This is a genomic window from Fusibacter sp. QWL-12, assembly GCF_058683495.1.
The window spans coordinates 2,284,142-2,308,644 of record NZ_CM178745.1; the positions used below are offsets into that span (position 1 = coordinate 2,284,142).

Below are 24,503 nucleotides of genomic sequence, written 5' to 3' on the forward strand. Positions count from 1 at the left end.
GAAGCACAGTGCCTAAATTAGAAATATTAAACGTTTCAGGACAAAAAGTAAGCGAAATCGAATTAAACGATAATGTTTTCGGTATAGAGCCAAATATTCCTGTAATGCACGAAGTAGTAAAAAACTACTTGGCTAACCAAAGACAGGGAACACAATCTGCTAAAACAAGAGCAGAAGTAACTGGTGGTGGTAGAAAACCATTCAGACAAAAAGGAACTGGTAATGCGAGACAAGGTTCCATTACAGCGCCTAACCACGTTGGTGGTGGTGTGGTATTCGCACCAAAACCAAGAAGCTATAGATACACATTGCCTAAAAAGGTAAGAAGATTAGCACTTAGATCTGCTTTCAGTGCTAAAGTTATGGAAAACGAAATGATCGTTCTTGATGAATTGACATTAGCGGCTCCAAAAACTAAAGAAATGGTATCTATCTTAAACAACATTAAAGTAGCTGGTAAGAAAGTGCTTATCGTTACGGAAGGTGTTGAGAAAAATGTTGTAAGTGCTACAAACAACATCGAAGGTGTTAAGACTACTTTCGTTGGTGAAATCAACGTATACGACATCTTAAACCACGATTATTTCGTAGTAACTAAAGAAGCCGTTAAGAAATTTGAGGAGGTGTATGCATAATGAGAACCTCTTATGATGTAATCGTTAGACCAATCGTCACTGAGAATTCAATGATGCAAACTTCAGAACGTAAATACACTTTCGAAGTTTTAAAAGATGCTAATAAAACCGAAATCAGAAAAGCTGTTGAAGAAGTATTTGGTGTAAAAGTTGAACAAGTCAACACACTTCATGTACGTGGCAAGCTTAAAAGACAAGGTAGAACTCAAGGATACACAAGAAGCTGGAAAAAAGCGATTGTTAAATTAACTGCTGATAGCAAAACAATCGAGTTCTTTGAAGGCATGTAATCATTTAAGATTCGAAGGAGGTATAAACAATGGGTATCAAAAAATTTAAACCGACTTCACCTGCTATTAGACAGATGACTGTGTCTACTTTCGAAGAAATTACAAAGAAACAACCAGAGAAATCTTTAGTTGTTGCTTTGAAAAAACATTCAGGTAGAAACAACCAAGGTAAAATCACAGTTCGTCATAGAGGTGGCGGTACCACTGTAAAATATAGAATTATCGATTTCAAAAGATTGAAAGATAACGTTCCTGCAAAAGTATCTGCAGTTGAATATGATCCAAACAGAAGCGCAAACATCGCATTATTAGTTTATGCTGATGGTGAAAAAAGATATATCATTCATCCAAATGGCTTAAAAGTAGGCGATACTGTTATTTCTGGTGAACAACAAGATATTAAAGTTGGTAATGCAATGCCGCTTATGAATATGCCTGTTGGTACAATTGTTCACAATATCGAACTTAAACCTGGTAAAGGCGCTCAATTAGTTAGATCTGCAGGTAACTCAGCTCAATTAATGGCAAAAGAAGGCAAATACGCACTTCTTAGATTACCATCTGGCGAAACTAGATATGTAAGAAAAGAATGTAGAGCGACAATCGGTCAAGTTGGTAACATCGATCACGAAAATATCACAATCGGTAAAGCAGGTAGAAAGAGACACATGGGCATCAGACCTACAGTAAGAGGTTCTGTAATGAACCCTAACGATCACCCTCACGGTGGTGGTGAAGGTAGATCGCCAATCGGTAGACCAACACCTGTTACGCCATGGGGTAAACCAGCTCTTGGCTACAAAACTAGAAAGAAAAGCAATCCTAACGATAAATATATCGTTTCTCGTAGAAAGAAATAATTTTCTAAACTGAAAGGAGGACATAAACCATGAGTAGATCTCTTAAAAAAGGTCCTTTTATCCACAAAGGTCTGTTAAGAAAAATCGAAGAGATGAACGCAGCTGGGGAGAAAAAAGTTCTTAAAGTATGGTCTAGATCATCTACAATTTTCCCTCAAATGGTTGGTCACACAATCGCAGTACACGATGGTAAAAAACACGTTCCTGTATATATCACTGAAGACATGATTGGTCACAAACTCGGCGAGTTTGCTCCAACTAGAACTTTCAGAGGACACGCAGGCGATAAGAAAAGCAAATAAGTTCAATAATCCGAAAGGAGGTACTAATTAATGCAAGCAAGAGCAGAAGCTAAGCACATTAGAATTTCTCCTCGTAAAATGAAAGCTATCGCTGATTTAGTAAGAGGAAGAAATGTTAAGGATGCACAAGCAATTCTTAAATTTACACCTAGAAAAGGTGCTGAAATATTCTTGAAAGTTTTAAATTCAGCAGTTGCTAATGCTGAAAACAACCACCATATGGACGTAGATTCTCTGATCGTTAAAGAAATCTATGCAAACCAAGGTCCGACACTTAAGAGATGGAACGCTGGTTCAATGGGTAGAGCTAATCCTGTATTGAGAAGAAGCAGCCATGTCGGCGTTGTCGTAGCTGAAAAAGAGTAGAAGGAGGGTATACTAAATGGGTCAAAAAGTTAGCCCACACGGACTTCGAGTTGGAGTCATTAAAGATTGGGACTCAAAATGGTATGCAAATAAAAAGAACTTCGCTGATCTTTTAATTGAAGATCATGAAATTCGTAAATATGTTAAAAAGAGACTTTTTACTGCTGGTGTTTCTAGAGTGTACATCGATAGAACAGCAAATGATAAAGTCCATGTAAACATCTTTACTGCTAAACCAGGTATGGTTGTAGGTAAAGGTGGCGAAAACATTAAAGTTCTTAGAGAAGAACTTGAAAAAATCACTAAGAAATCTATTCAACTTGATATCTCAGAAGTAGATAACGTTGATGTCGATGCGCAACTCGTTGCTGAAAACGTTGCGTTCTCTCTAGAGAAAAGGGTTTCTTTCAGAAGAGCGATGAAACAAGTTATCGGTAGAGCACTTAAATCTGGCGCTGAAGGTATCAAAGTTCAAACTTCTGGTCGTTTAGGCGGAGCTGAAATGGCAAGAACAGAAGGCTATTCAGAAGGTAACGTGCCACTCTCTACTTTAAGAGCGGATATCGATTACGGATTTGCTGAGGCAGACACAACTTATGGTAAAATTGGTGTTAAAGTTTGGATCAACAAAGGCGAAGTACTTCCTAGCGTAAGCGAAGAAACTAGACTTAGAAGAAAAGAAGCTAGAAAAGTTTCTGATAAACGCCCTCAAAAGCAAAGAAACGCTAGTGCTGGTGCAAACAGAGGCCCAAGAAAGCCTAGAAATAACAATAATTAATTCAGTTTTGTGAAAGGAGGCTATTAACCATGTTGATGCCGAAAAGAGTAAAACGCCGTAGAGTTCATAGAGGAAGAATGAGTGGTTCTGCTCAAAAAGGGAACGCAATCACTTACGGAGATTACGGATTAGTTGCACTTGAGCCAGTATGGCTTACTGCAAATCAAATAGAAGCAGCCAGAATTGCAATCAATAGAAGAATCAAAAGAGGCGGTAAAGTGTGGATCAAAGTTTTCCCACATAAACCAGTTACTCAAAAACCTGCTGAAACTCGTATGGGTGCCGGTAAAGGTTCTCCAGAATATTGGGTTGCAGTTGTTAAACCAGGTAGAGTATTATTTGAACTCGCTGGTGTTGATGAAGAGTTAGCAAGAGAAGCGATGAGACTTGCTGCGAACAAATTACCAATCAAGTGTAAATTTGTTAAAAAGGACGACGCTATCGAAAAGGGTGGTGAATAAAGTTGAAAGCAAATAAAATTAAAGAATTAACTCCACAAGAGTTAAACGAAAAAATGATCGAGTTGAAAAACGAGCTTTTCAACTTAAGATTCCAATTAGCTACAGGGCAATTAGATAACCCAATGAAGATTAAAGCCATTAAAAAGGATATTGCTCGTGTTAATACGATCTTAAGACAAAAAGAGATCCAAGCATAAGCAAAGGAGGTTACGCTGTGGAAAGAGGCAGTAGAAAAGTTAGAGTTGGATTCGTAACTAGTGATAAAATGGACAAGACAATCGTTGTTTCTGTAGAAGAGTTTATCCGTCATCCACTCTACGGTAAAAGAGTAAAAAGAACAAAAAAATTCAAAGCGCATGATGAAGAAAATGCATGTGGCATTGGTGATAGAGTAAGAATTATGGAAACTAGACCACTTAGTAGAGACAAAAGATGGAGACTAGTTGAAATCGTGGAAAAAGCTAAGTAATTTAGCGAGAGGAGGAAAAAAGCATGATCCAAAACGAGACTCGTTTAAAAGTTGCTGATAACTCTGGTGCGAAAGAAATACTTTGTATCCGCGTTTTAGGTGGTTCAAAGAGAAAATATGGCAATATCGGAGATGTTATAGTAGCAAGTGTTAAAAATGCAACACCTGGCGGAGTTGTCAAGAAAGGCGACGTTGTTAAAGCCGTTGTCGTAAGAAGTGTATTCGGTATCAGAAGACCAGATGGTAGCTACCTCAAATTTGATGAAAATGCTGCTGTTATCATAAAAGACGATTTATCTCCAATAGGAACTCGTATCTTCGGACCAGTAGCTAGAGAGTTAAGAGATAAGAAGTTTATGAAGATCGTTTCTCTGGCTCCAGAAGTTCTTTAAACTTAGGAGGTGTAGTAATGCATATTAAAAAAGGCGATACTGTTATCGTAATTGCTGGTAAAGATAAAGGCAAAAAAGGTAAAGTATTAAGCGTAAACCCAAAAACAAATAGAGTTATCGTAGAAAACGTTAACATGGTGACTAAACACCAAAAACCATCAGTTAAAGTTCAACAAGGTGGTATTGTTCATAAAGAATCTGCAATCCATGTATCAAATGTTCTTTTATTCGATGCTAAAGCTAAAGCGGGTACTAGAGTGAGATACAAAGAATTAGAAAACGGGAAAAAAGTCAGAGTATCAGTAAAAACTGGTGAAGTGATCGATTAATCCCACGAAGAAAGGAGGTTTGACTCATGGCGAGATTTAAAGATAAATATCAAAACGACGTAACTAAAGCGTTAATGGAAAAATTCGGATATAGTAACGTTATGGAGATCCCAAAGATTGAGAAAATAGTTATCAATATGGGTCTTGGTGACGGTAAAGATAATCCTAAAGTTATTAAAGCTGCTGTCGATGAGTTAGCTACAATCGCTGGTCAAGCGCCAGTAATTACTAAAGCTAAGAAGTCAGTTGCAAACTTCAAAGTGAGACAAGGCATGAACGTAGGTGCTAAAGTAACACTAAGAGGTGAAAGAATGTATGAATTCATCGATAGATTCATCACTATTGCATTACCTAGAGTTAGAGACTTTAGGGGTGTTAGTGCAAATTCCTTCGATGGTAGAGGTAACTATACTTTAGGTATTAAAGAACAGTTAATTTTCCCTGAAATCAACATCGATAAAGTTGAAACCGTTCGTGGTATGGATATCACTTTCGTTACAACAGCTAAAACAGATGAAGAAGCAAGAGAATTGCTTAGATTGATGGGCATGCCATTTATGAAGTAAGGAGGGATTTACATTGGCTAAAACCAGTCTTAAAGTAAAACAAGCAAGACCACAAAAGTACTCAACAAGAGAATACAATAGATGTAGAATCTGTGGAAGACCACATGCTTACCTTAGAAAATATGGCATTTGCCGTATTTGCTTTAGAGAATTGGCATACAAGGGACAAATTCCAGGTGTCAGAAAAGCAAGCTGGTAGAATAACGGAAGGAGGTAATTACTCATGGCTATGACAGATCCAATTGCTGATCTACTAACGCGTGTAAGAAACGCGAATATGGTGAAACATGCATCAGTAGATGTACCAGCATCGAATGTAAAAAACAAAATCGTTGAAATCCTCTTAGAGGAAGGATATATTAAAGGTTTTGACATCATTGAAGATGGCAAACAAGGCTTAATCAGAATCGAACTTAAATACGGCGAGAACAAAGAAAGAGTTATCACAGGACTTAAGCGTATTTCAAAACCGGGTTTAAGAGTTTATGCTAAGAAAACAGATATTCCTAGAGTTTTAGGAGGTCTTGGATTGGCAATTATTTCTACTTCAAACGGTATCATTACTGATAGAGAAGCTAGAAAACTTGGCGTTGGTGGCGAAGTAATTTGCTACGTTTGGTAATAATGAATAACTAGGAGGTGTGACAATGTCAAGAGTAGGTAAATTGCCTATTACAATACCTCAAGGGGTTGAAGTGAAAATTACAGCTACTAATTTAGTAACTGTAAAAGGACCTCTAGGAGAATTGTCAGAGCAAATAGACAAAGACATTAACATTAACATTGAAGACGGTACATTAACTGTAACTCGTCCATCAGATAATAAAAGACACAGAGCTTTACATGGCTTAACTAGAGCTTTAATCAACAATATGGTTATCGGTGTTACTCAAGGTTTCGAGAGAAAACTTTTAATCGTAGGCGTTGGTTACAAAGCTGCTAAAAATGGTAACAAACTTGATTTATCTTTAGGTCATTCTCATCCAGTAGTGATGGAAGATCCAGAAGGTATCACAACTGTAGTTAATACACCTACTGAGATCGTCGTAAAAGGCATCAATAAGCAACTCGTTGGTAACTACGCTTCTAAAATTAGAGAGTGGAGAAAACCAGAGCCTTATAAAGGTAAAGGTGTACGCTATGCTGATGAACATGTCATCAGAAAAGAAGGAAAAACTGGTAAGAAAAAATAAGAAAGGAGTAGCATAAAATGGCTTCTAACAAAATTAGAAATAAAAATAGAAAAGCGCGTCATGCAAGAGTTCGTAAGAATTTAGCTGGAACTGCTGAGAGACCAAGACTCAACATCTTCAGATCAAATTCTAACATCTACGCTCAAATCATCGACGATGTTACTGGAAACACTTTAATTGCTGCTTCTAGTCTTGAACCTTCAGTTAAAGAGAAAGTTTCACACGCTGGTAATAAAGAAGCTGCTAAATTAGTTGGCGAGCTTGTAGCTAAAAAAGCTCTTGAAAAAGGCATTGAAAATGTCGTTTTCGATAGAGGTGGCTACCTTTACCATGGTAGAGTGAAAGAACTCGCTGAAGGTGCTAGAGAAGCAGGATTAAAATTCTAGATAGGGAGGTATATTGATGAACCGTCAATTGATTGATGCGAGTAAGTTAGACCTCAAAGAACAGGTTATTAATATAAATCGTGTTACTAAGGTTGTTAAAGGTGGTAGAAACTTCAGATTCAGCGCACTAGTTGTTGTTGGTGATGAAAATGGCCACGTAGGCATCGGTACCGGTAAAGCGAAAGAAGTACCGGAAGCAATTTCAAAAGCTGTTGAAGATGCTAAGAAACGCTTAATTTATGTTCCAAGAGTTGGAACTACTGTACCTCACAATATCGAAGGTCACTTCGGTGCAGGTTCTGTAAGAATCATGACTGCTACTGAAGGTACTGGTGTTATCGCTGGTGGTCCTGTTCGTGCGGTACTTGAACTTGCAGGTATTAAAGATGTAAGAGCTAAGTCTTTAGGATCTAACAATCCTAGAAACATGGTAAATGCAACTATCGATGGCCTTACTAATCTTAAGACAGCTGAAAGTGTAGCTAAATTAAGAGGTAAGACTGTAGAGCAAATTTTAGGTTAGGGGGTATGAACCTTGGCTACTATAAAAGTTAAGTTGGTTAAAAGTACAATTGGTGTGCTTCCAAAACACAAGAAAACAATTGAAGCTTTAGGCCTTAAAAAAATCGGTCAAGTAGTTGAAAAACAAGATAATGCACAAATGAGAGGCATGATCGATCAAGTAAACTACTTAGTCAAAATAGTTGAGTAAAAAAATCATAAAGGAGGTGCGACCATGAGACTTCATGATTTAAGACCAGCAGAAGGTTCTACTAAGTCAAAGAAGAGAGTTGGTAGAGGTACAGGTTCTGGTTTAGGAACAACTGCAGGCCGCGGTATGAATGGTCAAAATTCACGTGCAGGTGGTGGTGTAAGACCTGGTTTTGAAGGTGGTCAAATGCCATTATTCAGAAGAATTCCGAAACGTGGATTCAATAATAAATTCAAAAAACAATGGACTGTAATCAACGTTGAATTATTAAACGATTTTGAAGACGGTACAGAAATCACACCAGAAGTTTTGCTACAAACAGGTGTTGTAAGCAAACTCAGTTATGGACTTAAGATCTTAGGCGATGGAGAATTGAATAAAAAGCTAACAGTAAAGGCTAATAAATTCACTCAGTCAGCGATTAACAAGATTGAAGCTGCTGGAGGAAAGGCAGAGGTGATTTAATTGTTGTCTACACTTAGAAACGCTTGGAAAATCCCTGATTTGAGAAAAAGAATTCTCTTTACACTATTGATGATTGTTATTTTCAGATTAGGCTCAGCAGTACCAGTACCAGGAATAGATAGTAAAGCACTTGCAGATGCTTTCTCTAACTCTGAAGATGGACTTCTAGGACTCTTCAACTTAATGAGTGGTGGTAACTTTAAAACGTTTACCATCTTCGCACTTGGGATTAGCCCGTATATTACTGCTTCTATCGTTCTTAACCTTTTACAAATTGCATTTCCAGCATTGGAAGCTCTTGCAAGAGAAGGCGAGACAGGTAGAAAGAAAATTGCACAATATACAAGATATTTGACAGTTGTGCTTGCATTGATTCAAGGCGTTGGATTTAGCTTAGGTTATTTCCAAAGATTCTTTATCACTCCAGGTGCATGGTCAACATTCATTGCTGTACTAACACTCACAGCGGGAACAGCGTTTTTAATGTACTTAGGCGAAAAAATCACAGACAAAGGTATTGGAAATGGTATTTCACTCTTTATCTTTGCAGGGATTATTGGCAGACTTCCATCTGGCGCCTTACAAATGTATAACAACTTGTCTTTAGGACAAATGAATATTATTCAAGCAATCTTCTTTGTTGTATTTGCAGTAGTAATCATTATGGGAATCATCTTTATCCAACAAGGTCAAAGAAAAATCCCTGTTCAGTATGCTAAGCGAGTTGTTGGAAGAAAAATGTACGGTGGACAAACAACGCATATTCCATTAAAAGTTAATCAAGCGGGAGTTATTCCAGTAATTTTCGCAATTTCAATCCTTATGTTCCCAGCGACAATAGGCGCTTTCTTTAGAGATAGTGGTTTCTATGCGTTCGTGAGCAAATGGTTAAGTTCAACTTCAATTTTATATAATGTATTATATGCATTATTAATTGTATTCTTCACTTACTTCTATACGAACATTACTTTCAACCCAGTTGAAGTAGCAGATCGTTTGAAGACAAATGGCGGATTTATCCCAGGTATCAGACCAGGTAGACCAACTGCTGAATATTTAAGCAAATCGCTTAACAAAATCACAATCGTTGGTGCAATTTTCCTTGCTGTTATCGCGATTCTTCCGAACTTCCTCGGAGCAGTTACAAATGCGCAACTTAGCTTCGGCGGAACTTCTATCCTGATTGTTGTCTCAGTATCACTTGAAACGATGAAACAAATCGAAGCTCAAATGTTGATGAGACACTATGAAGGCTTTTTAAACTAGGAGGCGTCTTGTGAGATTAATATTACTTGGGCCTCCTGGAGCAGGAAAAGGAACTCAAGCAGAATTTATCGTCGAGAACTTCGAAGTACCGCATATATCTACAGGTGATATTTTTAGAAAAAATATTAAAGAGGGCACTGAACTCGGTATTAGAGCAAAATCGTTTATCGATAAAGGTGCACTCGTACCTGATTCTTTAGTAGTTGAAATTGTAGAAGCGCGTCTAAAGGAAGCAGATTGTATCAATGGCTTCCTATTAGATGGATTTCCAAGAACGGTTTTCCAAGCTGAAGAGTTAGATAAAGTACTCGAAAAGATGGGCGAAGACTTAACGGCAGTGCTCAACATAAAAGTCAATCCTGAACTTTTAGTTGCAAGAGCTGTTGGAAGAAGAATCTGCAAAAGTTGTGGTGCAACTTACCACGTGACGAATAATCCTTCAGCTGTTGAAGGGGTTTGCGATAAGTGTGGCGGGGAGCTGTATCAACGCAGTGATGATATCGAAGAAACTGTTGCAAATCGTATCAATGTCTATATGAACGAAACATCACCTTTGATCCATTACTATGAAGAGAGAGGGAAACTTGTGAACATTGATGGTGAACAAGACATTAAAATCGTCTCTTCTGATATCGTAAATGCACTAAGGGGCTAAGACATGATCGTCATTAAAACAAAAAAAGAAATTGAGCTTATGCAAGAGTCTGGACGTATTGTTGCATTGGCTCATGAAGAAGTAAAAAAAGCAATCAAGCCTGGCATAACAACAGGCGAACTTGATGCCATAGCTGAAGCAGTAATAAAAGAAAATGGCGCCGTGCCATCCTTCAAAGGCTATCACGGATATCCAGGATCAATTTGCGCTTCAGTTAATGATCAGGTAATTCATGGCATTCCAGGAGAAACCATTCTCAAGGAAGGCGATATTATCAGTATAGATATAGGCGCTTTCAAAAACGGTTATCACGGTGATGCTGCAAGAACACATCCTGTTGGCAAGGTGAGTGATGAAGCTTCTAAACTGATTAAGATTACTGAAGAAAGTTTCTTCGAAGGGCTAAAGTTTTGTCGAATCGGATATCGTCTTTCAGACATATCAAATGCGATTCAAACCTATGCTGAAGAAAATGGATTTAGTGTCGTAAGAGATTTTGTTGGTCATGGTATCGGTAGACAAATGCATGAAGATCCGCCTGTTCCTAATTATGGAGCTGCTGGTCGTGGCCCTCGACTTGAGAGTGGCATGGCACTTGCAATCGAACCGATGATTAATGTAGGTGGTTTTAAGGTAGTTGTATTGGATGATGAATGGACAGTCATCACGAAAGATGGCACTTTGTCTGCACATTATGAAAATACAGTTATTATCACTGAAGATGGTCCAATTATGACCACTTATTCAGATAGTGAGGTGAAGTGATGTTAACTTCATCACATGAGCTTAAAATCGGTCAGTTTGTCAAATCAAAAGCAGGGCGAGATAAAGATAAAATCTTTATAGTTGTTTCAATAGTAGATGAACAGTTTGTTTTGATTATCGATGGTAAACTTAGAACGCTAAGTAATCCTAAAATGAAGAAAGTTAAACATCTTGTTAGACTGGATTTCATTGACGAAGAACTTCAAAACAAAATTGAAAATCAAATGTATTTAAACGATGCAGATTTTAGAAAAAGCTTGTCAAAGCTTACATCCAATAAGGAGGGATAGTTCTTATGGCTAAAGGCGATTCAATCGAAGTTGAAGGCGTAGTATTAGAAGCATTGCCAAATGCAATGTTCAAAGTAAAGTTGGAAAATGGACATGTTGTGTTAGCTCATATTTCAGGTAAATTAAGAATGAATTTCATCCGAATTTTACCGGGAGATAAAGTAACACTAGATTTATCGCCTTACGATCTTACAAGAGGTAGAATCGTATGGCGTGGAAAGTCATAAGGAGGTATAACAATGAAAGTTAGACCATCAGTGAAACCAATGTGCGAAAAGTGTAAAATCATCAGACGTAAAGGTAAAATCATGGTGATCTGTGCAAATCCGAAACACAAGCAAACGCAAGGTTAATCCGGCGTAATGAAATGCATCCAAATATAAAGCGCGGCTGAACATCTTTATATTTGAAATAAATTTATACCGTAACTCATTAATTAATACACATTAGGAGGTGTAATTCAATGGCAAGAATTGCAGGTGTTGACTTGCCTAGAGAGAAGAGAGCTGTTATCGGCTTAACTTACATCTATGGTATTGGAAAGCCTTCTTCTATTGACTTGCTTGCAAAAGCAGGTATCAGTGAAGATACAAGAATTAAAGATCTTACTGAAGAAGAAGTTAGTAAATTAAGACAACTCATAGAAGACGAATATCTTGTTGAGGGTGACCTAAGAAGAGAAATCGCTATGAATATCAAAAGATTAAAAGAAATCGGATGTTACCGAGGCATCAGACATAGAAAAGGCCTTCCTGTTCGTGGTCAAAAAACTAAGACTAACGCAAGAACTCGTAAAGGTCCTAAGAAGACTGTTAGCCGTAAGAAGAAAAAATAGGTGACGAAGGAGGCGTAAAACATGGCTGCTGCTAAAAAAGCACGTAAAGTGAGAAAAAAACGTGAACGCAAAAACGTTGAACGTGGCCAAGCTCACATTCAAGCAACATTTAATAATACAATCGTAACTTTGACGGATAATGACGGCAATGCTATTGCATGGTCGAGCGCAGGTAGCTTAGGTTTTAAAGGATCTAGAAAGTCTACTCCTTATGCAGCTCAAATGGCTGCTGAGGCTGCTTCAAAATCTGCTATGGAACATGGTTTAAGATCTGTAGCGGTATTCGTTAAAGGACCTGGTTCAGGTAGAGAGGCTGCTATTAGAGCACTTCAAGCTACTGGTCTTGAGATTACATCAATCGCTGATGTAACTCCAATCCCACACAATGGATGTAGACCACCAAAAAGAAGAAGAGTGTAGTTTATAAAGTTTTAGGAGGTGTTTTAAGTGGCAAGATATACAGGACCATCTTGTAGAATTTGTCGTAGAGAGGGCACTAAGCTTTATCTTAAAGGTGACAGATGTTACAGCGACAAATGCGCATTAAATAGAAGACAAACTGCTCCTGGCCAACACGGTGCTAAAAAAGGCAAGTTATCTGGCTATGGTACTCAGTTAAGAGAGAAACAAAAAGTTAAAAAATACTACGGTATGCTTGAAGGTCAATTCAGATCTACTTATGAGAGAGCTGAAAAGATGCCAGGTATCACTGGTGAAAACTTACTTCAATTACTTGAAATGAGATTTGACAACGTGGTTTACAGACTTGGATTTGCTAACTCAAGAAAAGAAGCAAGACAATTCGTAACTCACGGTCACTTTACAATCAATGGTCGCAAAGCGGATATTCCTTCAATGAAGCTTAACGTTGGCGATGTGATTCAGCTTAAAGATAAGAGCAAATCATCTGATAAGTTCAAAGCTATCTCAGAAGCTGCAAGAACAGTACCAAACTGGTTAGAAGTTGACCATGAAAAGATGGAAGGGAAAGTTACAGCTACGCCTGTAAGAGGTAATATCGATTTACCAATCGAAGAACACTTAATCGTTGAGTTGTACTCTAGATAAGGTAGACGTATTATTACCCTCATGTTTTGTATCGTGATTTTTAAGAGAAGGAGGGTCTTAAATAGTGATTGAAATAGAAAAACCAACCATTGAGTGCGTTGAAATGGGTAGCGATGGACGCTACGGTAAATTTGTAGTTGAACCACTTGAAAGAGGCTATGCAACCACACTAGGTAACAGTTTAAGACGTATTTTACTTTCTTCTTTGCCGGGAACTGCGGTTCGTTGGATTAAGATCGAGAACGTTCTTCATGAGTTCTCGACTATTCCAGGTGTAAAAGAGGATGTCATTGAAATCATCTTAAACCTGAAAGAATTGTTTGCTAAAATTCATTCAGACGAAGATGTTAAGATTTTGAGAATCGAAGCATCTGAAGCAGGAGAGATTACAGCAGGTGACATCATAGCGGATGCTGACGTAGAGATATTAAATACCGATCTTCACATTTGTACCCTCGAAGAAAACTCGAGAATTTACATGGAGATTGCACTTGGCCAAGGCCGTGGTTACGTCACAGCAGAAAACAACAAAGAAGCAGGTTTACCTATTGGTATTATTCCAGTTGACTCAATTTACACTCCAGTAAGAAAAGTTAACTTTGCAGTGGATAAAACGAGAGTTGGTAAAGTTGCAGATTACGATAGATTAGTTCTCGAAGTTTGGACTGATGGTACCATCAAGCCAGATGAAGCAACTTCTCTAGGTGCTAAAATTATGTCTGAGCATCTCAACCTCTTTATCGATATGACTGATAGCGTTAATGGCGTTGAAATCATGGTTGAAAAAGAAGAAGATATCAAGGAAAAAGTACTTGAAATGACGATTGAAGAGTTAGATCTTTCTGTTCGTTCATACAATTGCTTAAAAAGAGCTGGTATCAACACGGTTGAAGAGTTAACAAACAGAAGCGAAGACGATATGATGAAAGTTCGTAATCTAGGTAAAAAATCACTTGAAGAAGTGAAATTTAAGCTCGCTGAGCTTGATCTGGGCTTACGTTCTGAAGATGAGTAAGTAAAAGGAGGAAAAACGATGGCAAATTACCGTAAGTTAGGACGCCCATCGTCTCATAGACAATTGATGTTGAGAAACTTAACAACATCACTTCTTAAGACTGGACGTATCGAAACGACAGTTACAAGAGCGAAAGAAACTAAAAAATTCGCTGAAAAAATGATTACTCTTGCTAAAAGAGGCGATCTTCATGCGAGAAGACAAGTACTTGCTTTCGTAACTGAAGAAGACGTAGTAAAAAAATTATTTGATGAAATTGCTCCAAATTACAAAGAGCGTAACGGTGGTTATACAAGACTTGTTCAAACAGGTCCTCGTAGAGGCGACGCTGCTCCAATGTGTAAATTAGAGTTAGTATAATCATTAAGGGACTTAAGTGCATACTTACGTCCCTTTTATACATATTGCAGGATAATAAATTCTAGTCAGAGTAATAAATATTTCATAGAATATATATCTTTGTACTGACGTTCTAACGTAAGTACGCATTATATTTATGACATAAATTGAGTGACTTTTCGTTAAATAGTAGCCAATCGCATTAAACCATCATATAATACATATAGACTCAAAGGGTAGGGTGAATATATGATAAAGACAAATAATCTATATTTTAGATATTCTGATGAAAAAGAAGAAGATAAATACGCATTAAAAAATATAAATCTTCATATTAATGATGGTGAGTTTGTAGTAATTATTGGACATAATGGTTCGGGAAAATCTACGTTATCTAAGTTGTTTAATGGTATTTTTTATCCAACAAGTGGTAAGATTTTAATAGATGGCTTAGACACTTCAGACGAAGAATTAATATGGGAAATTCGTAAGCGCGCCGGCATGGTTTTTCAAAATCCGGATAATCAACTGGTCGCAACGATCGTTGAAGAGGATGTCGCTTTCGGCCCAGAAAATTTAGGATTACCACCGGAGATGATTCGACAGAGAGTGGATGAGGCACTTGAAAGTGTAAAGATGAGTGAATTTAAGCGTAAACCGCCACACCACTTATCGGGTGGACAGAAGCAACGTGTTGCCATAGCGGGTATTTTGGCAATGAAGCCTAAATGTATTATTTTTGATGAACCGACAGCTATGTTGGATCCATCAGGACGTAAAGAAGTGATTCAAACGATTCAAAACTTAAATAAAGTGGACAAGATGACTGTTGTTCATGTGACACACTATATGGATGAGGCAGTTAATGCAGATCGTATTATAGTAATGGATGGTGGGCAAGTTGTACTTGAAGGGACACCTAAAGAAGTGTTCTCTCAAGTAGAAACATTACAAAAGCTTGGATTAGACGTTCCTCAGGTTACATTGTTATCACATGAGCTTAAAAAAAGTGGTATTGAGGTATCAACAGAAAATCTTACAGTAGATGAATTGGTGGAAAATTTATGTCAATTAATATAGTTAACTTAACACATATATATGATAAAAACACACCGAATGAAACCATCGCTATTGATAACATCAATCTTGAAATCAATACGGGTGAGTTTATCGGCTTGATTGGACATACAGGCTCAGGAAAGTCAACTTTAATCCAACAAATGAATGGATTATTGAAACCGACGGATGGTGAAATTGTCGTATCTGGATACAATATAACAGATGGACTGGAAGTAAAAAGTAAACGAAAAAAAGTAACAAAGCAAGAAATCAAAGAGCGTAAACGAAGATTGCTTGAGGTCAGAAAAAGAGTTGGACTTGTGTTTCAATATCCGGAGTATCAGTTGTTTGAAGAAACAATAGAAAAAGATATTGCCTTTGGTCCAATTAACCTTGGGCTCGATGAAGCGACGGTTAAAAATAGAGTCAAATCGGCTATGGAAACCGTTGGACTTGATTATGAGACACTGAAAGATCGATCGCCATTTGATTTGAGTGGTGGACAGAAAAGAAGAGTAGCAATTGCTGGTGTGCTTGCAATGAAACCAGAAGTGTTAATTCTTGATGAACCTACAGCTGGCCTTGATCCTAAAGGCAGAGATGAAATTCTTTTTCAAATTAAACAATTGCATGAAAAAGAAAAAATGACAGTGATTATCGTTTCTCATAGTATGGAAGATATGGCTAAAATTTCAGAGCGCTTGATCGTTATGAATAAAGGTGCAGTTGTATTAGACGGACATCCCAAGAAGGTATTTCAACATATTGAATTACTTGAAGAAATTGGACTTGCAGTTCCTCAAATCTCATATCTAATCAGAGCCTTGAATCAAAAAGGATTCGATTTGGGCAATGATATCATAACGGTTGCAGAAGCTAAAGTGGCGTTATCAAAAATTTTAACTAAGTAAAGGAATAATATGTTAAGAGATATTACGATTGGACAATACTACAGTGTACCTTCGGTGATTCATAAAATGGATCCAAGGTTTAAAATAATTGGTTCGATTCTTTATTTGGTTTCACTATTTTTAATCAATCAATTATTTGCCTATACTGCTGTAATCATATTTATTGGTTTGGTGATAAAACTATCAAAAGTACCACTTAATTTTATATTAAAAGGTTTAAAGCCTGTATTTATGCTAATCTTATTTGCTTTTGTAATCAATATCTTTTTTACACCTGGTGAAGGAGAGGCATTAATAAAGGCTGGCTTTGTAAAGATTTATCCTGAAGGAATTGAACGGGCATTTTTTATGGCAATTCGTTTGGTCCTTCTCATAGTAGGGACATCGGTTTTAACCCTAACAACATCACCTATTGAGCTTACAGATGGCATAGAATACCTTTTATCACCTTTTAAAAAAATAGGAATGCCAGCGCATGAACTTGCGATGATGATGACGATTGCTCTGCGATTTATCCCTACTTTATTAGAAGAAACGGATAAAATTATGAAAGCTCAAATGGCACGTGGTGCGGATTTTGAAAGTGGTAACTTAATGAACCGAGCGAAAGCATTAATTCCATTACTAGTGCCACTTTTTATAAGTGCATTTAGACGTGCAGATGAACTTGCTATGGCGATGGAAGCAAGATGCTATAAAGGTGGCGAAGGCAGAACGAGAATGAAAGTTTTAAAATTCACACGACTAGATTTAATCGGTAGTCTTGTTTTGGTTGTCTATTTAGCGACGTGTATCGTATTGTAGGTGGAATATGGAAACAGTTTTAATGACGGTCGCGTATGATGGAAGTCGTTTCTTTGGCTGGCAAAGACAAAACGAACTACGTTCTGTTCAACGTGAACTTGAAAAAGCATTGTCTCACGCATTAAAACAACCTATTAAAGTAGATGCATCTGGTAGAACTGACGCAGGTGTCCATGGTTTAGCACAGACTTTAACTTTCAGATATAATAGAACATTACCAATTGAAAAAATGGTAAAGGTCGTAAATCGTCGATTACCAGATGATATTTTTATACTAAGTGCAGAACAAGTAAGCGATGATTTTCATGCTAGATATTCTGCGATTGCTAAAGCATATGAGTATCATTTTACCTTTGAATGTGATCGCAATCCTTTTAATTCGAACTATCTTTATAATCATCCGTATCATTTAAACATAGATAAGATGCGAATCGCTATGAAGGCATTTGAAGGAACGCATGATTTCACAGCATTTCAAGCGACAGGAAGTGAAAAAGAGAACACGATAAGGACCATCTATAAAGTTCATCTTGAGAAAAAAAATGATGTGTTTGTATTCACTGTAGTTGGAAATGGATTTTTGTATAACATGGTTAGAATTATGATGGGCACATTGTTCAGTATTGGAAATGATCGGCTACCTGAAGATTCAATTCCACAGATTATAAGGAGTCAATTAAGAGCAAACGCTAAAGTTACCGCACCTGCAAATGGTCTATATTTAAAACGTGTTTTTTATGATGAGGAATCTTTAGAAAAGTTCATAAAAAATCTGAATTAATTGATGGTTTCGGTTGACAATGACAGTGATATAGCTTAAAATAGATTGTGGTCTGTGAAATTAGCAGACATTAATTATGGTAATCGAAAAATCCTGCCCCGGGTTTTTTAGATAAAAAACGGTGAAATAATTTTGAAGGAGGATTCACATGAAGTCTTATGTTGCAAAACCACTAGAACTTGAAAGAAAGTGGTATGTTGTTGACGCTGAAGGCAAAACATTGGGTCGTTTAGCGGCTGAAATTGCTAAGATTTTAAGAGGAAAACATAAACCAATATATACACCACACGTAGATTGCGGTGATTTCGTTATCGTAGTAAACGCTGAGAAAGTTAGAGTTACAGGAAAGAAAATGGATGCTAAAATGTACAGATGGCATACAGGTTATGTAGGTAATCTTAAAGAGAGAACTTATAGAGAAATGAACCAAAGAAATCCAGAAAGAATTATCGAACTTGCTGTTAAAGGCATGCTTCCACATAACTCTTTAGGTAGCCAAATGTATGGTAAATTAAAAGTTTATGCTGGTCCAGAGCACAAACATGCAGCTCAAAAACCAGAAGTATTAGAAATTCAAGGATAAGGGGGGAATGACTCATGGCTAAAACAGTTCAATATCAAGGTACTGGAAGAAGAAAAACATCAATCGCTAGAGTTAGAGTTCTTCCTGGCACAGGTAAATTCATCGTTAACGGTAGAAGCGTTGATGAATACTTTAACTTTGAAACATTAAGAAGAGAAGTTCAAAGACCATTATCTCTTACAAGCACAGCAGGTAAATATGATGTTGTTGTTCGTGTAGAAGGTGGCGGTTACACTGGTCAAGCTGGTGCAATCAGACACGGTCTTTCAAGAGCGTTACTTCAAGTAGACGCATCATATAGAAGCATTCTTAAATCAGCTGGTTTCTTAACTAGAGATTCAAGAATGAAAGAAAGAAAAAAATACGGTCTCAAAGCAGCGAGAAGAGCACCTCAGTTCTCAAAACGTTAATATCGTACAAGACATTAAACCCGCAATTCATTGTAATTGCGGGTTTTTTATTTTATAAAATATTAAGTTGACTAACAGTTTTCTTCAAAACCACACATGCCATACGAATGTGTTGGACTGTCATATTTATCTAAAATATTTTGAAAAGCCTCAATAGGTTGAGCACCGTATAGACTTTGATTTCCATTAAACTGAAAATATGGAACGCCTGAAATACCTTTTTTTCTTGCAGACTTAATGTCATTCATAACATCTTCAGCGTATATATCTGAATCGAGTAGGGACATTACATGATTATCTGGAAGTCCAACGCCAAGTGCGAGTTCTTTTAATACTTCTTTGTTGCTAAGATCGCCGCCACTCGTGAATACCATTTCGTAACTCGCCATCATAAAGGCGTCTTGTAAATTGTACTCATGTGCTAGCTTTAGTAACCTATGCGCATTTGTGGTATCTGTCATTTTAACATCGTTCATATTCAGTGAAATACCGGCTTCTTTTCCCATTTTTTCAATTAATGCAGCCTTTTGAATGGCTTGATTAATGTCCATGCCAGATTTCTTTGCAATTTCATAAATTGAGAAAGACTTTCCGTTAGGATAATAGCCTTGTGGTACAGTTTGATAACTGTGATAAATATATTCAGTTTGCATGTTATTTTCTTTTAAGGCTTGATCCAAGGTCGCTTTTGCGATATAGCACCAAGGACAAGTAAAGTCTGACCAGATTTCGATTTTCATGATGCTTTAATCTCCTTTTTTTCTGATGTACCCTCATAAAAAATTGCAGTCCAATTGGATAGTTCAAATAAACAGATTCCTGGGACATCTTTCATAGATGGGTTTAGCTCGTAGTATTTGTTAAGTGTACTTTGAGAGACATTAAAGTCGGCTTTACCACTAACTCTTATACGGTTCATTGGAAGTGATGGGTGTACGGCTGCAAGTTCTAAGAATGAGTTAACATGTAAATCATTGTAAATACTACCGTTAATACCAGTAGATAGATAAAGACAGTTATCATGTTCCATGATAAAACCTATGGGTCTTACATGAGGGCGTTCTCCATCGAAACTTGATAGGAACATGATTCCTGCATTTTCTAAATAAGTGATGACATCTGATAGATTATTCATATACTACTCCTTTTAAATCACTTGTTGTTTTTCCAACAGTTGTTTGATTGTATTATATAAAGCGGTAATCAGCATATCAATCATTAAAATTCAGGATGTGTTGTTTATCCAACACTTTAATGAAAATGTTGGAAAGGTGTTTAATCATGGATAGAAGAGTTAGAAAAACAAAACAAGCTCTAATGGATGTATTCCTTGAAGTGTTAGAGGAAAAAGGTTTTGAGCAAATCACAATCAATGAAGTCGCAGATAGAGCGGACGTCAATCGGAGTACGGTTTACTTTCATTATGCTGATAAATATGATCTGTTTAAAAAGTGTATTGAAATGCATTTAGAAAAAATATTTGTTGGGTGTAGCAATGCTTCACCAGAAGAATTGCTTCTTAACACTTTCTCATATATTAAACAGAATAAGTCTGTCTTTCAACTGTTTTTAAGAGAAAATTACACCGGCCTATTCCACCTGGTACTTGTCGAAAATATACGCAATCAAAGTGTTTATAATTTATCAACAAATGACTTATTGAAAAAAGAAATTCAACAACAATTTCTAATTTCTGCAACGGCAGGTATTTTTGAGTGGTATATTTCAAATGCGGACAAGTATAGCATAGCTGATGTCATAAGCAGTTACAAAGAAATGGTATTAGAATATAATATTGTAAGCCAAGATTATATATAAAATTCTAAAGTGAATAATTGAGTAAATTCAATTGAGCAATCACGTTTGAAATTTACACACTTTTTACACATGGTTCGAGAGAGTTAAATCCATGAATTCTAGAAAATAGCAATATATAGTATTGTATGGATGATAAATAATCTGTATATTGTGTGTTTCAAAACATGCAGTTCACGACCTCAGTTCTCGATCAGTCAATTTGTTTCCAACGACGACTCGAAGAGCCACTTTATGTGGCTCTTTATTTTTTTATTTATTGTTAAATCTGATATAATAGGCTTAAGCAGAAAGGAGTGTATATTATGGCACTGTTAAAGGGATACTTAATGCCTCATGCACCAGCTTTTATAGATTCAATAGGTGGGGATCGATTACATCAAGTCGCAACAACTAGAGACGCAATGTATAAAGTAGCTGAGGAAATTGCACAACTAGAGCCAGATTTGATTATAGTAATATCGCCACATGGTCCTATTTTCTCAGATGCAATTGCTATATATGATCAGAACACTTATTTTGGGAATTTTAAAGCATTTGGAGAATACAACCTACAGTATAACTTTAATAAAGATCATGAGTTTATCAATAGTTTTAATCGATATAATAGCCAAGAACGGGGAGATTTTTACTGTCTAAGTGAGTCACAGTTTAAAAGCTTTAAAATATCGACTGAGCTTGATCATGGGGTTTTGGTGCCACTTCATTTTATAAATGAACGTTATAAAAAATTTAAAATAGTCGCTATGAGCTATGGTAGCTTTTCATATCATCGGCTAATGAAAAATGGAGAACTATTAAGTGACTTTATTCATCAGGTGGATAAAAAGGTTGTCATAATTGCAAGTGGTGACATGTCTCATGCATTAAAAGACAGTGGTCCATATGCGTATCATGAAGATGGTGAAAAGTTTGATCAAGAGCTTAAGTTGAGACTGACTCAAAATAAACCTTATGAGATATTTAAATTTCCTCAAGAAACCATTGAAAATGCGAAAGAGTGTGGTTTAAGATCTTATGCACTTTTGATGGGAGCATTGAACCATTATCGATTAGAAGCAAAAGTTTTTAGTTATGAAGCACCATATGGCGTAGGTTATCTTGTGGCTGCATTTGAAATGGTTGGGAAAAATGATGAAGATGAAGTTGAAGGAATATCAAATTACTTTAAACATCGACTAGATGAAATTCGTAAAAATGAAGATGAGCTTGTAACTTTTGCTAGGCGTGTTATTGAGACCTTTGTGACAACAGGTAAAAGGCCAGTCGTCATTTATAGGGACGAAGACATATTGATTAATGATCATGCATTGATTGGTAACAAATATAAACAAATGAGTCAGATTGAGAGAGGATGCTTCGTTTCATTGCATACGGATGGTAGTCTAAGAGGTTGTATTGGAACGATTGCAGCAACGGAGAGTAATGTTTTATATGAAATATCAAAAAATGCAGTCGCATCTTGTTCCAAAGACAATCGATTTAATCCCGTTGAGTTAGAAGAACTTGATCGTTTAGAGATTAAGGTAGATATACTTTCAGAACTTAGACCAATAGCGAGTTTGGATCAGCTTAATCCGCGTACTTTTGGTGTAGTAGTACGCAAAGGTTATAAACAAGGTGTCTTGCTACCAGATTTAGAAGGAATAAATACAGTAGAACAGCAATTAGATGTCGCATCGCATAAGGGCGGTTTTTCTGTGGATGAAATTGAAGAAATCCTATGTTTTTCTGTTGATAGATATAAATAAAATTGTTGATAGATAAATAAGAAGGTGTGAATACTTTAAGTGTTAAGTGTTGATAAAATGTTGATAATGTGGATAGAATCCTGTAAACTAGGAAAAATAACGTTCTCCAAACTGATTTATCCACAGTATACCAGTTGAAATTGTGAAAAGAGGAGTTTGCCATGAAAAAAACATTGCTTTCAGTCATCAGCATCTTAGTCATTGTGACAATGCTACTCTCCATTTATCTTGCTATAGATGTCGAAAAAAATTTGGCTACAAGACGTAAAATTTTTTCGATTTTAGATCCAACAGAAATAGTTTCACAAAACTCAAAAGTCATTTATGCTATGGGTGAAACAGCGGTATTTGACGAAAATTCAGATTGGCTTTTACAAAAAAAGCAAAGTGAAAATAGAACATTTATCAACATCGAACAGCTGAAAACGGAATGGATAACAAGTCATTTTGATACAGATAACTTTATTTTATCAATCGTAGATGGGAACCATCATATTCAAATCGATCAACTTGGGAATGTAAAAGTCGATTTCAAACTTACTGATCATCGAGTCGAAATTATCCAATATAATGAGGCAATATATATTGATTTAACAGCTCTTAATAAATTGAATGAAGGAGAGTCTCTTGGTTTCTACGAATTTCCTTATCAATTGGAGGGGAGCTTAATTCTTATGAATCGATATTTGCCTTATCGAATTTACTCTTCTGGTGAAGAGATTAAATTGTTTGACTCTGTAGATGGACTTATTGCTTATCAAACAAAAAATTATAGTATTGATTTCCTTTATAAGCTAAAAAACCTATTTAGTAAGACACAAATTGTGGATAATATCAAAAACAAACCTGTATATCTTTTTAATTTAGATGACAATTCTGTCTTAGCGATAACCAATGATAGTGTCTATGGCTTGACTGATAATTCCATATATCCTGAGAGTGCGATTAGTGAAGGTAAAAATAGAGAAACCCTTATAGTTAAAAAAGAGTCACCTAGCACAATCGTAATGACTTGGGAAGCAGTATATAGTTATAATCCGGATACAAGTACGATATCAGATATGCCCAATTTAAATGTCATTTCGCCAACTTGGTATGAGTTATCTGATGCAAATGGTAGTTTTACAGGTAAACCCTCTGATGACTATATAAGCTGGACGAAAGAAAAAGGATTAACCCTATGGCCATTAATCTCTAATGCGTTTGATATTGACCTTACGCATTCGTTTTTGCATAATGCAGTAGCAAGAGAACGCTTTATACAATCACTTGTTCTTGAAGCAAAAACCAAAGGCTATTCAGGTATCAATGTAGATTTTGAAAATGTATATTTAGCTGACCGAGATGCATTGACTCATTTTATATCAGAGCTGTCTATTTATATGAATCAAGAAAATTTAGTTCTCTCAATGGATGTAACCGTAATGGGTGGTAGTGATAATTGGTCGAAATGTTATGATCACAAGAAGCTAGGTAAAATCGTTGACTTTCTTGTAATTATGACCTATGATGAATTTTGGGCTTCAAGTCCTGTGTCAGGTCCTGTTGCTTCATATGATTGGATGCTCAAGCATATGACTGAGTTAACTGAGGTGGTATCTTCTAATAAACTTGTACTGGGAATTCCATTATATACAAGAGTCTGGCGAGAATACCCGAGAGAAGATATTGCGAACCAATATAGAACTAAATCTTCAGCCATAGGAATGGCATCGCAAAATGCATTAATTGAAAAGTACGAGCTTAAGCCAATTTGGGATGAAACTGATCGACTGTATTATGCAACGTTCTTCGAGGAAGATGCACAAGTTAAGATGTGGATTGAGAACGCTGAAACTATTAGTGCGAAGCTGGATATTGTGAACAACTTAAATTTAAAAGGTGCAGCGACTTGGCGACGAGGTTTTGAAACAGAGGACATTTGGCCAATATTTGATAAAATCCTAAATTAG

Annotated in this window: 41 protein-coding genes; 39 read left to right on the top strand and 2 right to left on the bottom strand. The window is 36.5% G+C overall.

All coding sequences use genetic code 11. From position 1 onward, the window contains the following. The first annotated feature begins 8 nt into the window (after positions 1-8). From rplD to rpsI, 36 genes are all read left to right on the top strand, one after another. Positions 9-635, top strand: a complete 627-nt coding sequence (rplD, locus tag AC4PID_RS11000) for a 50S ribosomal protein L4 (protein ID WP_492132057.1) — start codon at positions 9-11, stop codon at positions 633-635. After that, positions 635-925, top strand: coding sequence for a 50S ribosomal protein L23 (gene rplW / locus AC4PID_RS11005; protein WP_492132058.1), 291 nt, complete (start codon positions 635-637; stop codon positions 923-925). The genes rplD and rplW overlap by 1 nt, the downstream gene beginning before the upstream one ends. 29 nt (positions 926-954) lie before the next feature. Then, the gene (gene rplB / locus AC4PID_RS11010) at positions 955-1,785 is read left to right on the top strand and encodes a 50S ribosomal protein L2 (RefSeq protein ID WP_492132059.1); all 831 of its coding nucleotides are present in this window, start codon (positions 955-957) and stop codon (positions 1,783-1,785) included. Between the two features lie 29 nt (positions 1,786-1,814). Continuing rightward, positions 1,815-2,087: a 30S ribosomal protein S19 gene (gene rpsS / locus AC4PID_RS11015; RefSeq protein ID WP_492132060.1), complete on the top strand. Its 273-nt coding sequence runs from the start codon at positions 1,815-1,817 to the stop codon at positions 2,085-2,087. Between the two features lie 30 nt (positions 2,088-2,117). Further along, positions 2,118-2,453: a 50S ribosomal protein L22 gene (gene rplV / locus AC4PID_RS11020; protein ID WP_492132061.1), complete on the top strand. Its 336-nt coding sequence runs from the start codon at positions 2,118-2,120 to the stop codon at positions 2,451-2,453. 16 nt (positions 2,454-2,469) lie between these two features. After that, complete coding sequence (rpsC, locus tag AC4PID_RS11025) at positions 2,470-3,231, top strand: 30S ribosomal protein S3 (protein ID WP_492132062.1); 762 nt, start codon at positions 2,470-2,472, stop codon at positions 3,229-3,231. A 29-nt stretch (positions 3,232-3,260) separates the two neighbouring features. After that, positions 3,261-3,692, top strand: coding sequence for a 50S ribosomal protein L16 (rplP, locus tag AC4PID_RS11030; RefSeq protein ID WP_492132063.1), 432 nt, complete (start codon positions 3,261-3,263; stop codon positions 3,690-3,692). A 2-nt stretch (positions 3,693-3,694) separates the two neighbouring features. Continuing rightward, the gene (gene rpmC, locus AC4PID_RS11035; protein WP_492132064.1) at positions 3,695-3,889 is read left to right on the top strand and encodes a 50S ribosomal protein L29; all 195 of its coding nucleotides are present in this window, start codon (positions 3,695-3,697) and stop codon (positions 3,887-3,889) included. 17 nt (positions 3,890-3,906) lie between these two features. Then, on the top strand, positions 3,907-4,161 hold the full coding sequence (rpsQ, locus tag AC4PID_RS11040) for a 30S ribosomal protein S17 (RefSeq protein ID WP_492132065.1): 255 nt from the start codon (positions 3,907-3,909) through the stop codon (positions 4,159-4,161). Positions 4,162-4,184: 23 nt separating this feature from the next. Beyond that, complete coding sequence (gene rplN / locus AC4PID_RS11045) at positions 4,185-4,553, top strand: 50S ribosomal protein L14 (RefSeq protein WP_492132066.1); 369 nt, start codon at positions 4,185-4,187, stop codon at positions 4,551-4,553. A gap of 17 nt (positions 4,554-4,570) precedes the next feature. After that, on the top strand, positions 4,571-4,882 hold the full coding sequence (rplX, locus tag AC4PID_RS11050) for a 50S ribosomal protein L24 (protein ID WP_492132067.1): 312 nt from the start codon (positions 4,571-4,573) through the stop codon (positions 4,880-4,882). A 26-nt stretch (positions 4,883-4,908) separates the two neighbouring features. Next, on the top strand, positions 4,909-5,448 hold the full coding sequence (gene rplE, locus AC4PID_RS11055) for a 50S ribosomal protein L5 (RefSeq protein ID WP_492132068.1): 540 nt from the start codon (positions 4,909-4,911) through the stop codon (positions 5,446-5,448). Between the two features lie 13 nt (positions 5,449-5,461). Next, positions 5,462-5,647 (top strand): type Z 30S ribosomal protein S14, encoded by a 186-nt coding sequence (locus AC4PID_RS11060; protein ID WP_492132069.1) that lies wholly within the window; start codon positions 5,462-5,464, stop codon positions 5,645-5,647. A 24-nt stretch (positions 5,648-5,671) separates the two neighbouring features. Further along, entirely contained in the window at positions 5,672-6,070 is a 399-nt protein-coding gene (gene rpsH, locus AC4PID_RS11065; RefSeq protein ID WP_492132070.1) for a 30S ribosomal protein S8, read from the top strand. A gap of 25 nt (positions 6,071-6,095) precedes the next feature. Next, a complete protein-coding gene (gene rplF, locus AC4PID_RS11070; RefSeq protein WP_492132071.1) occupies positions 6,096-6,641 on the top strand; it encodes a 50S ribosomal protein L6 in 546 nt (181 codons plus the stop codon). Between the two features lie 17 nt (positions 6,642-6,658). Next, the gene (rplR, locus tag AC4PID_RS11075) at positions 6,659-7,027 is read left to right on the top strand and encodes a 50S ribosomal protein L18 (protein ID WP_492132072.1); all 369 of its coding nucleotides are present in this window, start codon (positions 6,659-6,661) and stop codon (positions 7,025-7,027) included. A 16-nt stretch (positions 7,028-7,043) separates the two neighbouring features. Further along, complete coding sequence (gene rpsE / locus AC4PID_RS11080) at positions 7,044-7,550, top strand: 30S ribosomal protein S5 (RefSeq protein ID WP_492132073.1); 507 nt, start codon at positions 7,044-7,046, stop codon at positions 7,548-7,550. 12 nt (positions 7,551-7,562) lie between these two features. Then, entirely contained in the window at positions 7,563-7,739 is a 177-nt protein-coding gene (gene rpmD / locus AC4PID_RS11085; protein ID WP_492132074.1) for a 50S ribosomal protein L30, read from the top strand. Between the two features lie 24 nt (positions 7,740-7,763). Next, positions 7,764-8,204 carry a 50S ribosomal protein L15 gene (gene rplO, locus AC4PID_RS11090; RefSeq protein ID WP_492132075.1) on the top strand — a complete coding sequence of 147 codons (441 nt, stop codon included), beginning with the start codon at positions 7,764-7,766 and terminating at the stop codon, positions 8,202-8,204. A gap of 39 nt (positions 8,205-8,243) precedes the next feature. Further along, on the top strand, positions 8,244-9,470 hold the full coding sequence (gene secY / locus AC4PID_RS11095) for a preprotein translocase subunit SecY (RefSeq protein WP_492132076.1): 1,227 nt from the start codon (positions 8,244-8,246) through the stop codon (positions 9,468-9,470). 10 nt (positions 9,471-9,480) lie between these two features. Next, positions 9,481-10,125 carry an adenylate kinase gene (locus tag AC4PID_RS11100; RefSeq protein WP_492132077.1) on the top strand — a complete coding sequence of 215 codons (645 nt, stop codon included), beginning with the start codon at positions 9,481-9,483 and terminating at the stop codon, positions 10,123-10,125. Between the two features lie 3 nt (positions 10,126-10,128). After that, on the top strand, positions 10,129-10,890 hold the full coding sequence (gene map / locus AC4PID_RS11105; protein WP_492132078.1) for a type I methionyl aminopeptidase: 762 nt from the start codon (positions 10,129-10,131) through the stop codon (positions 10,888-10,890). Continuing rightward, entirely contained in the window at positions 10,890-11,180 is a 291-nt protein-coding gene (locus AC4PID_RS11110; protein ID WP_492132079.1) for an RNA-binding protein, read from the top strand. The genes map and AC4PID_RS11110 overlap by 1 nt, the downstream gene beginning before the upstream one ends. Before the next feature lie 5 nt (positions 11,181-11,185). Beyond that, on the top strand, positions 11,186-11,407 hold the full coding sequence (infA, locus tag AC4PID_RS11115; RefSeq protein ID WP_492132080.1) for a translation initiation factor IF-1: 222 nt from the start codon (positions 11,186-11,188) through the stop codon (positions 11,405-11,407). 12 nt (positions 11,408-11,419) lie between these two features. Continuing rightward, positions 11,420-11,533: a 50S ribosomal protein L36 gene (gene rpmJ, locus AC4PID_RS11120; RefSeq protein ID WP_492132081.1), complete on the top strand. Its 114-nt coding sequence runs from the start codon at positions 11,420-11,422 to the stop codon at positions 11,531-11,533. 110 nt (positions 11,534-11,643) lie between these two features. After that, positions 11,644-12,015 carry a 30S ribosomal protein S13 gene (rpsM, locus tag AC4PID_RS11125; protein ID WP_492132082.1) on the top strand — a complete coding sequence of 124 codons (372 nt, stop codon included), beginning with the start codon at positions 11,644-11,646 and terminating at the stop codon, positions 12,013-12,015. A 21-nt stretch (positions 12,016-12,036) separates the two neighbouring features. After that, positions 12,037-12,435 (top strand): 30S ribosomal protein S11, encoded by a 399-nt coding sequence (rpsK, locus tag AC4PID_RS11130; RefSeq protein ID WP_492132083.1) that lies wholly within the window; start codon positions 12,037-12,039, stop codon positions 12,433-12,435. 27 nt (positions 12,436-12,462) lie between these two features. Continuing rightward, complete coding sequence (gene rpsD / locus AC4PID_RS11135; protein WP_492132084.1) at positions 12,463-13,083, top strand: 30S ribosomal protein S4; 621 nt, start codon at positions 12,463-12,465, stop codon at positions 13,081-13,083. A 64-nt stretch (positions 13,084-13,147) separates the two neighbouring features. After that, positions 13,148-14,098: a DNA-directed RNA polymerase subunit alpha gene (locus AC4PID_RS11140; RefSeq protein ID WP_492132085.1), complete on the top strand. Its 951-nt coding sequence runs from the start codon at positions 13,148-13,150 to the stop codon at positions 14,096-14,098. An 18-nt stretch (positions 14,099-14,116) separates the two neighbouring features. Beyond that, positions 14,117-14,458 (top strand): 50S ribosomal protein L17, encoded by a 342-nt coding sequence (rplQ, locus tag AC4PID_RS11145; protein WP_492132086.1) that lies wholly within the window; start codon positions 14,117-14,119, stop codon positions 14,456-14,458. A gap of 228 nt (positions 14,459-14,686) precedes the next feature. Beyond that, positions 14,687-15,517, top strand: coding sequence for an energy-coupling factor transporter ATPase (locus tag AC4PID_RS11150; protein ID WP_492132087.1), 831 nt, complete (start codon positions 14,687-14,689; stop codon positions 15,515-15,517). Beyond that, the gene (locus AC4PID_RS11155) at positions 15,502-16,407 is read left to right on the top strand and encodes an energy-coupling factor transporter ATPase (protein WP_492132088.1); all 906 of its coding nucleotides are present in this window, start codon (positions 15,502-15,504) and stop codon (positions 16,405-16,407) included. Before AC4PID_RS11150 ends, AC4PID_RS11155 begins: the two co-directional genes overlap by 16 nt. A gap of 9 nt (positions 16,408-16,416) precedes the next feature. Further along, a complete protein-coding gene (locus AC4PID_RS11160; RefSeq protein WP_492132089.1) occupies positions 16,417-17,211 on the top strand; it encodes an energy-coupling factor transporter transmembrane component T family protein in 795 nt (264 codons plus the stop codon). Between the two features lie 7 nt (positions 17,212-17,218). Continuing rightward, positions 17,219-17,992: a tRNA pseudouridine(38-40) synthase TruA gene (gene truA / locus AC4PID_RS11165; protein ID WP_492132090.1), complete on the top strand. Its 774-nt coding sequence runs from the start codon at positions 17,219-17,221 to the stop codon at positions 17,990-17,992. A 148-nt stretch (positions 17,993-18,140) separates the two neighbouring features. Next, positions 18,141-18,575 (top strand): 50S ribosomal protein L13, encoded by a 435-nt coding sequence (gene rplM, locus AC4PID_RS11170; RefSeq protein ID WP_492132091.1) that lies wholly within the window; start codon positions 18,141-18,143, stop codon positions 18,573-18,575. Positions 18,576-18,589: 14 nt separating this feature from the next. After that, positions 18,590-18,985 (top strand): 30S ribosomal protein S9, encoded by a 396-nt coding sequence (gene rpsI / locus AC4PID_RS11175; RefSeq protein ID WP_492132092.1) that lies wholly within the window; start codon positions 18,590-18,592, stop codon positions 18,983-18,985. A gap of 71 nt (positions 18,986-19,056) precedes the next feature. Here the strand turns inward: rpsI and AC4PID_RS11180 are convergent, their stop codons facing one another. Together AC4PID_RS11180 and AC4PID_RS11185 are read right to left on the bottom strand one after the other, a co-directional pair. Continuing rightward, positions 19,057-19,725 (bottom strand): DsbA family oxidoreductase, encoded by a 669-nt coding sequence (locus tag AC4PID_RS11180; RefSeq protein ID WP_492132093.1) that lies wholly within the window; start codon positions 19,723-19,725, stop codon positions 19,057-19,059. Beyond that, the gene (locus tag AC4PID_RS11185) at positions 19,722-20,120 is read right to left on the bottom strand and encodes a pyridoxamine 5'-phosphate oxidase family protein (protein ID WP_492132094.1); all 399 of its coding nucleotides are present in this window, start codon (positions 20,118-20,120) and stop codon (positions 19,722-19,724) included. The genes AC4PID_RS11180 and AC4PID_RS11185 overlap by 4 nt, the downstream gene beginning before the upstream one ends. 146 nt (positions 20,121-20,266) lie before the next feature. On the opposite strand from AC4PID_RS11185, the gene AC4PID_RS11190 reads away from it, so the two are divergent. The 3 genes from AC4PID_RS11190 to AC4PID_RS11200 all read left to right on the top strand — a co-directional run bounded on the left by AC4PID_RS11190 (position 20,267) and on the right by AC4PID_RS11200 (position 24,503). Beyond that, entirely contained in the window at positions 20,267-20,803 is a 537-nt protein-coding gene (locus tag AC4PID_RS11190) for a TetR/AcrR family transcriptional regulator (RefSeq protein WP_492132095.1), read from the top strand. 302 nt (positions 20,804-21,105) lie between these two features. Beyond that, positions 21,106-22,551 carry an AmmeMemoRadiSam system protein A gene (gene amrA / locus AC4PID_RS11195; RefSeq protein ID WP_492132096.1) on the top strand — a complete coding sequence of 482 codons (1,446 nt, stop codon included), beginning with the start codon at positions 21,106-21,108 and terminating at the stop codon, positions 22,549-22,551. A 161-nt stretch (positions 22,552-22,712) separates the two neighbouring features. Beyond that, on the top strand, positions 22,713-24,503 hold the full coding sequence (locus AC4PID_RS11200) for a glycosyl hydrolase family 18 protein (protein ID WP_492132097.1): 1,791 nt from the start codon (positions 22,713-22,715) through the stop codon (positions 24,501-24,503).

Excerpts from the sequence above, each read along its gene's own strand:
- rpsE (WP_492132073.1), top strand. The coding sequence starts at position 7,044 with ATGAACCGTCAATTGATTGATGCGAGTAAGTTAGACCTCAAAGAACAG.
- infA (WP_492132080.1), top strand. The coding sequence starts at position 11,186 with ATGGCTAAAGGCGATTCAATCGAAGTTGAAGGCGTAGTATTAGAAGCA.
- rplO (WP_492132075.1), top strand. The coding sequence starts at position 7,764 with ATGAGACTTCATGATTTAAGACCAGCAGAAGGTTCTACTAAGTCAAAG.
- rpsH (WP_492132070.1), top strand. The coding sequence starts at position 5,672 with ATGGCTATGACAGATCCAATTGCTGATCTACTAACGCGTGTAAGAAAC.
- AC4PID_RS11160 (WP_492132089.1), top strand. The coding sequence starts at position 16,417 with ATGTTAAGAGATATTACGATTGGACAATACTACAGTGTACCTTCGGTG.
- rpsI (WP_492132092.1), top strand. The coding sequence starts at position 18,590 with ATGGCTAAAACAGTTCAATATCAAGGTACTGGAAGAAGAAAAACATCA.
- rplN (WP_492132066.1), top strand. The coding sequence starts at position 4,185 with ATGATCCAAAACGAGACTCGTTTAAAAGTTGCTGATAACTCTGGTGCG.
- AC4PID_RS11155 (WP_492132088.1), top strand. The coding sequence starts at position 15,502 with ATGTCAATTAATATAGTTAACTTAACACATATATATGATAAAAACACA.
- map (WP_492132078.1), top strand. The coding sequence starts at position 10,129 with ATGATCGTCATTAAAACAAAAAAAGAAATTGAGCTTATGCAAGAGTCT.
- AC4PID_RS11200 (WP_492132097.1), top strand. The coding sequence starts at position 22,713 with ATGAAAAAAACATTGCTTTCAGTCATCAGCATCTTAGTCATTGTGACA.
- AC4PID_RS11110 (WP_492132079.1), top strand. The coding sequence starts at position 10,890 with ATGTTAACTTCATCACATGAGCTTAAAATCGGTCAGTTTGTCAAATCA.
- rpsC (WP_492132062.1), top strand. The coding sequence starts at position 2,470 with ATGGGTCAAAAAGTTAGCCCACACGGACTTCGAGTTGGAGTCATTAAA.
- AC4PID_RS11190 (WP_492132095.1), top strand. The coding sequence starts at position 20,267 with ATGGATAGAAGAGTTAGAAAAACAAAACAAGCTCTAATGGATGTATTC.
- rplP (WP_492132063.1), top strand. The coding sequence starts at position 3,261 with ATGTTGATGCCGAAAAGAGTAAAACGCCGTAGAGTTCATAGAGGAAGA.
- AC4PID_RS11150 (WP_492132087.1), top strand. The coding sequence starts at position 14,687 with ATGATAAAGACAAATAATCTATATTTTAGATATTCTGATGAAAAAGAA.
- AC4PID_RS11185 (WP_492132094.1), bottom strand. The coding sequence starts at position 20,120 with ATGAATAATCTATCAGATGTCATCACTTATTTAGAAAATGCAGGAATC.
- rplE (WP_492132068.1), top strand. The coding sequence starts at position 4,909 with ATGGCGAGATTTAAAGATAAATATCAAAACGACGTAACTAAAGCGTTA.
- rplV (WP_492132061.1), top strand. The coding sequence starts at position 2,118 with ATGCAAGCAAGAGCAGAAGCTAAGCACATTAGAATTTCTCCTCGTAAA.
- AC4PID_RS11180 (WP_492132093.1), bottom strand. The coding sequence starts at position 19,725 with ATGAAAATCGAAATCTGGTCAGACTTTACTTGTCCTTGGTGCTATATC.
- amrA (WP_492132096.1), top strand. The coding sequence starts at position 21,106 with ATGGCACTGTTAAAGGGATACTTAATGCCTCATGCACCAGCTTTTATA.
- rpsK (WP_492132083.1), top strand. The coding sequence starts at position 12,037 with ATGGCTGCTGCTAAAAAAGCACGTAAAGTGAGAAAAAAACGTGAACGC.
- rplB (WP_492132059.1), top strand. The coding sequence starts at position 955 with ATGGGTATCAAAAAATTTAAACCGACTTCACCTGCTATTAGACAGATG.
- rpmJ (WP_492132081.1), top strand. The coding sequence starts at position 11,420 with ATGAAAGTTAGACCATCAGTGAAACCAATGTGCGAAAAGTGTAAAATC.
- rplR (WP_492132072.1), top strand. The coding sequence starts at position 6,659 with ATGGCTTCTAACAAAATTAGAAATAAAAATAGAAAAGCGCGTCATGCA.
- truA (WP_492132090.1), top strand. The coding sequence starts at position 17,219 with ATGGAAACAGTTTTAATGACGGTCGCGTATGATGGAAGTCGTTTCTTT.
- rpsM (WP_492132082.1), top strand. The coding sequence starts at position 11,644 with ATGGCAAGAATTGCAGGTGTTGACTTGCCTAGAGAGAAGAGAGCTGTT.
- rplQ (WP_492132086.1), top strand. The coding sequence starts at position 14,117 with ATGGCAAATTACCGTAAGTTAGGACGCCCATCGTCTCATAGACAATTG.
- rplX (WP_492132067.1), top strand. The coding sequence starts at position 4,571 with ATGCATATTAAAAAAGGCGATACTGTTATCGTAATTGCTGGTAAAGAT.
- rplF (WP_492132071.1), top strand. The coding sequence starts at position 6,096 with ATGTCAAGAGTAGGTAAATTGCCTATTACAATACCTCAAGGGGTTGAA.
- rplM (WP_492132091.1), top strand. The coding sequence starts at position 18,141 with ATGAAGTCTTATGTTGCAAAACCACTAGAACTTGAAAGAAAGTGGTAT.
- rpsS (WP_492132060.1), top strand. The coding sequence starts at position 1,815 with ATGAGTAGATCTCTTAAAAAAGGTCCTTTTATCCACAAAGGTCTGTTA.
- rplW (WP_492132058.1), top strand. The coding sequence starts at position 635 with ATGAGAACCTCTTATGATGTAATCGTTAGACCAATCGTCACTGAGAAT.